Source organism: Pantoea latae (assembly GCF_002077695.1).
Classification (GTDB): domain Bacteria; phylum Pseudomonadota; class Gammaproteobacteria; order Enterobacterales; family Enterobacteriaceae; genus Pantoea; species Pantoea latae.
This window is the reverse complement of record NZ_MWUE01000014.1, coordinates 19577-27237: the sequence shown is the minus strand read 5'-3', so window position 1 is coordinate 27237 and position 7661 is coordinate 19577. Positions and strand designations below refer to the sequence as shown.

Annotated in this window: 6 protein-coding genes; 2 read left to right on the top strand and 4 right to left on the bottom strand. The window is 61.5% G+C overall.

All coding sequences use genetic code 11. The features are described from left to right. Positions 1–496 precede the first annotated feature (496 nt). Both B2J69_RS09870 and mgrA read right to left on the bottom strand, forming a co-directional pair. Entirely contained in the window at positions 497–841 is a 345-nt protein-coding gene (locus tag B2J69_RS09870; protein ID WP_081138864.1) for a DUF2502 domain-containing protein, read from the bottom strand. Positions 842–1012: 171 nt separating this feature from the next. Further along, on the bottom strand, positions 1013–2002 hold the full coding sequence (mgrA, locus tag B2J69_RS09865; protein ID WP_081138861.1) for an L-glyceraldehyde 3-phosphate reductase: 990 nt from the start codon (positions 2000–2002) through the stop codon (positions 1013–1015). A gap of 217 nt (positions 2003–2219) precedes the next feature. Between mgrA and B2J69_RS09860 the strand changes: the two genes are divergently transcribed. Continuing rightward, a complete protein-coding gene (locus tag B2J69_RS09860) occupies positions 2220–3872 on the top strand; it encodes a thiamine pyrophosphate-binding protein (protein ID WP_081138859.1) in 1653 nt (550 codons plus the stop codon). 157 nt (positions 3873–4029) lie between these two features. Then, positions 4030–4995, top strand: a complete 966-nt coding sequence (gene glk / locus B2J69_RS09855; protein WP_081138855.1) for a glucokinase — start codon at positions 4030–4032, stop codon at positions 4993–4995. A gap of 42 nt (positions 4996–5037) precedes the next feature. Here the strand turns inward: glk and B2J69_RS09850 are convergent, their stop codons facing one another. After that, positions 5038–5763, bottom strand: a complete 726-nt coding sequence (locus B2J69_RS09850) for a LytR/AlgR family response regulator transcription factor (protein ID WP_081138853.1) — start codon at positions 5761–5763, stop codon at positions 5038–5040. Then, positions 5760–7448 carry a sensor histidine kinase gene (locus B2J69_RS09845; RefSeq protein WP_081138875.1) on the bottom strand — a complete coding sequence of 563 codons (1689 nt, stop codon included), beginning with the start codon at positions 7446–7448 and terminating at the stop codon, positions 5760–5762. The genes B2J69_RS09850 and B2J69_RS09845 overlap by 4 nt, the downstream gene beginning before the upstream one ends. Positions 7449–7661: the final 213 nt, after the last annotated feature.

The window sequence follows — 7661 nt, the reverse complement described above, 5'->3', positions numbered from 1 at the left end:
CCTCCTCTGCTGCCGGGCCGTCCTCGCGCCGCTTCGCGGTGCCTTCGGCTGCAACGTCGTGCCGGACGGACCGTTCGGGTACGGCCATCCAGGCCTACCCGAACTGCCTGTCGCATCCCTGCGACCGGCTCCTGGCACAACGTTTCCGCCTCAGCGCTGCGAATAGCCCTCTACAGCAGAGGAGGCGCGGTGGCCTCAGACAGAGTGCCCTTTGCAGCAGGAAAAACGCTGCCGTCCTTTTCCAGCAGCGCACACGGAGGCTGACCAGCAGGCTGGGGCCGATCAGAGGCGGGCATTTCGCAGCGCTGAACAGAGTGAGTCTGCCAGGAGAGCCCGCAGGGAGGCGGGCGAAAGGTGGGGCTGGAACAGGGATGTTCCATCCCCACCGGTCCGTCAGGCAGACGAATGACGTGAAGGTACCGCGTCAGCGGCGCGAGGACCGCCAGCCTCTGATCGGTACTAGCCTGCGTTATCCTCCCATGCTTAACAGGGCTTTTTAATGGTGGTGGTCATGACGATCGTGGCGATCGTGATGGCGCTGCGCCTCACGCCAGTGGTGGCGTCGATCGCGCTCATGCCAGCGGCGTTCGCGCTCCCACTGCTGCTGACGTCGCCACTCTTCATGGCGCCACCAGCGATGATTATTGTACTGATAGCGATCGTGCCACCAGCGCGGCTCGCGCCAGCGGCCGCCGTCCCAGTAATAACCGCGACGATCGCGGTCTCCCAAATGCAGCGTCACGCCCGGCGCCAGGTTAATGGTGGCCCCGGCAGCCTGAACGTTGTGGATCGCCAACGGCGACAGGCAGGTCAGCAAAGCGGCAAAAATCGCAAATTTCATCTTCTTCTCCTTATCAGCGGCGAAACCGCTGCGGTGCAGGCATGGCGCCCGCGCATTGCTTGTGTGACGCGTAGAGTGTCGCTGACAATTGTGAGGAAATTCTGAAGAAGAAGGGGATTGAGACAATTCTGGCGCGAAAAAACGCCCGGCGCCAGCCGGGCGGCGAAGAGGTTACAGCAGCGCGCCCTCGATGGCCGAGAGTTCGGCGATGGTGAAGTGGCGGTTGGCCAGCATCTCTACCGCGTCGTCGATCTGCGCGGTTTTGCTGGCGCCGATCAGAACGGAGGTGACGCGCGCGTCGCGCAGCGTCCACGCCAGCGCCATCTGCGCCAGCTTCTGACCGCGCTGCTGCGCAATCTCATTCAGCCTGCGCACTTTTTCCATCTTCTCGTCGGTGAGCTGATCCTCACGCAGGAATTTGCTGCCGCTGGCAACGCGCGAATCCTCGGGAATGCCCTGCAAATAGCGATCGGTCAGCACGCCGCCCGCCAGCGGAGAGAAGGCGATGCAGCCGACGCCGTTGTCGCCCAGGGTCTCCAGCAGGCCATTTTCCGGGCCGCGTTCGAACATTGAATAGCGCGGCTGGTGGATCAAGCAGGGCGTGCCGAGATCGCGCAGAATGGCGATCGCTTCCGCCGCGCGATCGGCAGGATAGTTGGAGATAGCGGCGTAGAGCGCTTTGCCCTGACGCACCACCTGATCCAGCGCGCGCATGGTCTCTTCCAGCGGCGTGTCGGGATCCGGGCGGTGATGATAGAAGATATCGACATACTCCAGCCCCATACGTTTCAGGCTCTGGTCGAGGCTGGAAATCAGGTATTTGCGCGAGCCCCAGTCGCCGTAAGGGCCGTCCCACATGGTGTAGCCCGCTTTGGTAGAGATCACCAGCTCGTCACGATAGGGGCGGAAATCTTCGCGCAGGATGCGGCCGAAGTTCTCCTCCGCCGAGCCCGGCGGCGGACCGTAATTATTCGCCAGATCAAAATGGGTAATGCCGCGATCAAAGGCGTGGCGCAGCAGTTCGCGGCTGTTGTCGACGCGCGTGTTGTCGCCAAAGTTGTGCCACAGGCCAAGGGAAATGGCCGGCAGCTTAAGCCCGCTGCGGCCGCTGCGGCGATATTCCATCTGCTGATAACGACCGGCGTGGGGATGGTAGGTCATACGGCTTTCCTGTCTCAGGGGAGAATTTTAAAGCGCCAGAATAGCAGTGTATACGGTTACACACAGTCACAACCCATCGCAGATCCCACATTTACAGAATAATCCCCCGTCGTAACGCGCAGTTGCCACTTTTTTGTTCAGAGGATGATGCTGGCTTCTCGCCTGTGCGGCAGCATAGCGGATACTCAAACTAGGCATCGGGTGAAAGGAGTGGCATATGCAACGCTTTACCGTAGGAGATTATCTGCTGGCGCGTCTTGAGGAGATCGGCGTCGGTCATCTGTTCGGCGTGCCGGGCGATTACAACCTGCACTTTCTCGATCGCGTTATCGCCCATCCGGCGATCGGCTGGGTCGGCTGCGCCAACGAGCTAAACGCCGCCTACGCCGCAGACGGCTACGCCCGCTGTCGCGGCGCGGCGGCGCTGCTGACCACCTTCGGCGTCGGCGAGCTGAGCGCCATTAACGGCATCGCCGGCAGCTTTGCCGAATATCTGCCGGTGATCCATATCGTCGGCGCGCCGGCAAGTGGGGCGCAGAAACGGGGCGACTGCGTGCATCACTCGCTGGGCGACGGCGATTTTCGTCATTTTATACGTATGGCGGACGAGGTCAGCGCGGCGACGGCGCAGCTCAGCGCGGACAACGCCCGCGTCGAGATCGATCGCGTGCTGGCAACGGCAATGCGTGAAAGGCGGCCAGGCTACCTGATGCTGGCGGTGGACGTGGCGGAAACGGAGGTCGCGCCGCCCACCATGCCGCTCGACGCTGCGCCGCTCTCCAGCGCGGAGGCGCGTCGCGCCTTTGCCGCCGCGGCAGCGCGCCAGCTGGCGCAGGCGCAGCGGGTGGCGCTGCTGGCCGATTTTCTCGCCGCGCGCTGGCAGCAGCAGGCGGTGCTGGCCCGGCTGCGTCAGCGGCGGGCGATCCCCAGCGCCACGCTGCTGATGGGCAAAGGGGTGCTGGACGAGCAGCAGCCGGGCTATGTCGGCACCTATGCCGCGGCGGGCAGCGCGAGCGGCGTCAGCGAGGCGATCGAACAAACCGACGTCACCCTGCTGGTCGGCGTGCGCTTTACCGACACCCTGACCGCCGGTTTCACGCAGAATTTCGCCCCTGAACAGCTGATCGATATCCAGCCTTTCGCCGCCAGCGTGGCGGGCGAACGCTTCGCGCCGCTCAGCATGGCGGAGGCGCTGGAGGAGCTGGAGACCATCTTCGCGCAGTACGGCGAACGCTGGGCGCTGGCGGCGCCGTCGCAGCCAGCTGAGGCGGCGGACGCGTGCGACTCTATCAGCCAGAACGCCTTCTGGAGCGCGATGCAGCGCTTTTTGCAGCCAGACGATATTATCCTCGCCGATCAGGGCACCGCCGCCTTCGGCGCGGCGGCGCTGCAGCTGCCGCCCGGCGCGCAGCTGCTGGTGCAGCCGCTGTGGGGCTCGATTGGCTATACTCTTCCCGCAGCCTTCGGCGCGCAGACCGCCGCGCCCGCGCAGCGGGTGATCCTGATCGTCGGCGACGGCTCGGCGCAGCTGACGATTCAGGAGCTGGGTTCGATGTTGCGCGACGGGCAGCGGCCGATCATTTTTCTGCTGAACAATGAGGGCTATACCGTAGAGCGCGCCATCCACGGCGCGACGCAGCGTTATAATGATATCGCACAGTGGAACTGGACCGCGCTACCGCAGGCGTTCTGCCTGCACGGCGAGGCGCAGAGCTGGCGCGTCGCCCAGAGCGTGCAGCTGGATGAGGTGATGGCGCGGCTGCAGGCGCCCGTTTGCCTGACGCTGGTCGAGGTCATGATGCTCAAAGAGGATCTGCCGCCGCTGTTGCGCAAGGTGACCGCCTGCCTCGCGCAGCGCAACGGAGGATAAGATTCGGAGTGTTGCCGCTGTCAAGCGTCTTGCCGTACGGGTAGGCTGTGCGCACCACCTTCAACGCTCCTCTTTTGTCGTGGCGAGCGTTGTTGTTTTACCGGCAGACTTTTATAGTGTCCTGCATCTTAGGGACCCCAAGCGGAGCAACAAAAGAATGACTACTTATGCCCTGGTCGGCGACGTCGGCGGCACGAACGCGCGACTCGCCCTGTGTGAGGTGGAAACCGGCAGCATCTCCCAGGCCAAAACATTCTCAACTTCAGATTATGACAGCCTCGAAGCCGTCATCCGCCACTATCTTGGCGAGCAGCTGCATAGCGTTAAAGACGGCTGCATCGCTATTGCTTGCCCTATCACGGAAGACTGGGTCGAAATGACCAACCATGACTGGGCTTTTTCCACCAGCAAAATGAAAGCCAGCCTTGGTTTCGAGCATCTTGAAATCATCAACGACTTCACCGCCGTGTCGATGGCGATCCCGATGCTGACGGCCGAGCATGTGATCCAGTTCGGCGGCGGCGAGCCGGTGAAGGATAAGCCCATCGCCATTTACGGCGCGGGCACCGGACTGGGCGTCAGCCATCTGGTGCATGTCGATCGTCGCTGGGTCAGCCTGCCGGGCGAGGGCGGCCACGTTGATTTCGCCGCCAACAGCGACGAAGAAGATTTGATCCTCGAGGTGCTGCGCGCCGAACTGGGCCATGTGTCGGCAGAGCGCGTGCTCTCCGGCGCCGGACTGGTGAACCTGTACCGCGCCATCGTCAAGGCGGACAACCGCGTGCCGGAAAACCTTAAGCCGAAGGATGTTTCTGAGCGCGCGCTGGCCGACAGCTGCACCGACTGCCGTCGCGCCCTGTCGCTGTTCTGCGTGATTATGGGCCGTTTCGGCGGCAACCTGGCGTTGAACCTCGGCACCTTCGGTGGCGTCTATATCGCCGGCGGCATCGTGCCGCGCTTCCTGGAGTTCTTTAAGGCTTCGGGCTTCCGCGCCGCCTTTGAAGATAAAGGGCGCTTCCGTGACTACGTTTCCCGCATTCCGGTTTATATGATCACCCACGATCAGCCTGGCCTGCTGGGCGCAGGCGCGCATCTGCGGCAGACGCTGGGGCGTATCCTGTAATGCTCTTCTGAAACGGCCTGCGGGCCGTTTTTTTTAAAAGGCTTACAGGCGCATCAGCTCGCGGAAGCGCTTAACTTTGCTGCGGCTGACCGGCACCTGACACGCCAGATCGCGCAGCTTAAGCAGATAGGTATTGTTAAACCAGGGCTCGATCTCAGAGATCTTACTCAGGTTAACGCAGTAAGAGCGATGGCAGCGGAAAAAACGCTGCTCCGGCAGACGAGCGCAAAACTCGCTGATGCTCATCGACATCACATAGGCCTCGCGCCGCGTATAGACGAAAGTCAGCTTCTCGTGCGCCTCCACGTAGTAGATATCGTTAATATCCGTCACGATAATGCGCTCGTCCTTCACCAGATTGACCGTCTGCGGGCTGCTGGCGAGCGGTGTCTGCGCCACACTCTGCTGCTGTCCCGCCGCTTCCAGTTTGTTGAGCATGGTGACGATGCGCGCCTCATGATAGGGCTTGAGGATATAGTCAAAGGCTTCCAGCTCGAACGCCTCGACCGCATGCTCTTTCCACGCGGTGATAAACACAATCAGCGGTCGCTGGGCGAACTGATGAATATTCTGCGCCAGCAGCATGCCGTCCAGCGATGGAATATTGATATCGAGAAAAATCACGTCGACGCGATGCTGCTGCAGGTACTTCAGCACCTCCAGCCCGTCGTCGAAGCAGGCTTCGATAACAATCTGGCTATGCTGCTGGATCATCCAGCTCAGCTCCTGCTGCGCGAGGAATTCATCCTCGACGATAATGGCTTTCATGGCGTGCGCTCCGCGACGGCAAGGGGCGACTCGGCCAGCTGCCCGCGCTTGCTCAGGGTAAAGGCGATTTCAGTGCCGGGCTGTAGCCGGGTAATTTCCAGCCCGTGGCCGGTCAGCAGTTTGACGCGGTGATGCACATTCAGCAGGCCGATCTTGTTGCCCGGCATCTCATTATTCGCCACGCGCCGCATCACCTCGTCGCTGATGCCCGGCCCGGTGTCGCGCACGGCGATACGCACCTGGTCGCCGTGCGCCTTCACGCTCAGCGTCACCACGCCTTTGCCGCGGCAGGGCTGAATGCCGTGTACGATGGCGTTTTCCACCAGCGGCTGGATTAGCAGGCTCGGCAGCGAGAAGTGAAGATCGTCGTCAATGTCGTAGATCATTGAGAGTTTGTCGCCGAAGCGCGCCTGTTCAATGGCGATGTAGTCTTTTACCTGCCACAGCTCGCGCGTGATATCGATGGTCTCGTCGTCATTAAGCTCAAGGTTATAGCGCAAATAGCGGGACAGGTTGATCACCAGCTGGCGCGCGGTGTCTGGATTAAGGCGGATTGAGGCGTTGATGGCGTTTAGCGCGTTAAACAGGAAATGAGGATTTATTTTGCTCTGCAGGGCGCGCAGTTCCGCTTTATTCGCCATTTCGCGCAGCTGCTCGGCGCGCGACACCTCGAGCTGCGTCGAGATAATCTGCGACAGGCCGATCGCCATCTCTTTCAGCGAACCGGTAATGCGGTGCGCGCGGCGATAGTAAATCTTCAGGGTGCCGGTGACCTTGCCCTGCTCGCGCAGCGGGATAACGATCATCGAGTGGATATCCCTGGTGCGATGGGCCTCATCATTGTTTTTGATGATAATTTTTCCGCTGCTCATCGCCTGCGCGGTGGTAGGGCTGATGCCGTCGTCGCCGTTCTGGTAGTTCTGTTCGCCATAGCCGACATAGGCGAGGATATGCGTTTTATTGGTGATGGCGACGGCGTCGGCGTTGATATCGCGGCAGATGATCTCGCAGATGCGCCGCAGCGAGTCGCTGTTGACCTCGCGAAACAGCGGAAGGGTTTTATTGGCGATCTCCAGCGCCAGCTTGGCCTGACGCGCCGCAATCGCCTCTTTCTCTCCCTCGACGCTCTGCACCAGCAGCACAATCAGGCCGATGCTGGAGGCGCCGAGGATCATCGGCAGCGCAATCTCCGAGACAATCGCCAGCCCGAGCGACATCGGCTTCGCCCACAGCACAATCAGCAGCATGGTCAGGCTCTCGCACAGCATGCCGCCAATAATACCGACGCGCCAGCGCTGCGCCTTTGGCACGCGACGGTTGATGGCGCCGGAGACGCAGCCGGCGACAATGCTGGTGATCAGGCAGGGCACCGAGGTGACGCCGTCAATGTCGATCAGAAAGCGGTGCAGCCCGGCGATGATGCCGGTGGCGATACCCACCCACGGGCCGAACAGGATGCCGCCGGCCATCACGGCGATCACCCGCACGTTAAGCAGCGAGCCGTCAACGTGGATGCCTGACCAGGTGCTGAACAGCGCGAACAGCGAGAAGATGGCGATCACCGCCGCTTTCTCCAGCGCCGAATGGTCATCTTTTTGCAGCAGCTGGCGGAAAAGCGGCGTGCGGGTGAGGAAGAAGAGGCAGATGAGCATCAGGGCGGCGCGGTCAAACACCGCCAGCAGCATATCGAAGTGGGAGATCACGGCCAGCCTTTAGAGAGAAAGGAGAGAGGCCTATGATAAAAAATGTGATCGCGATGCGCCAGCCTGCAAACAGATTGCGCGCCGCCTTACTGTGATGGATCAATTTTTACCGCGCGAAAGCAAAAAAGGGGAAACCTGAGTAGCAAAATGGGGAACACTTTTTTGCCGGTGGCGGACTGGTGAGCAGCAGGTGAG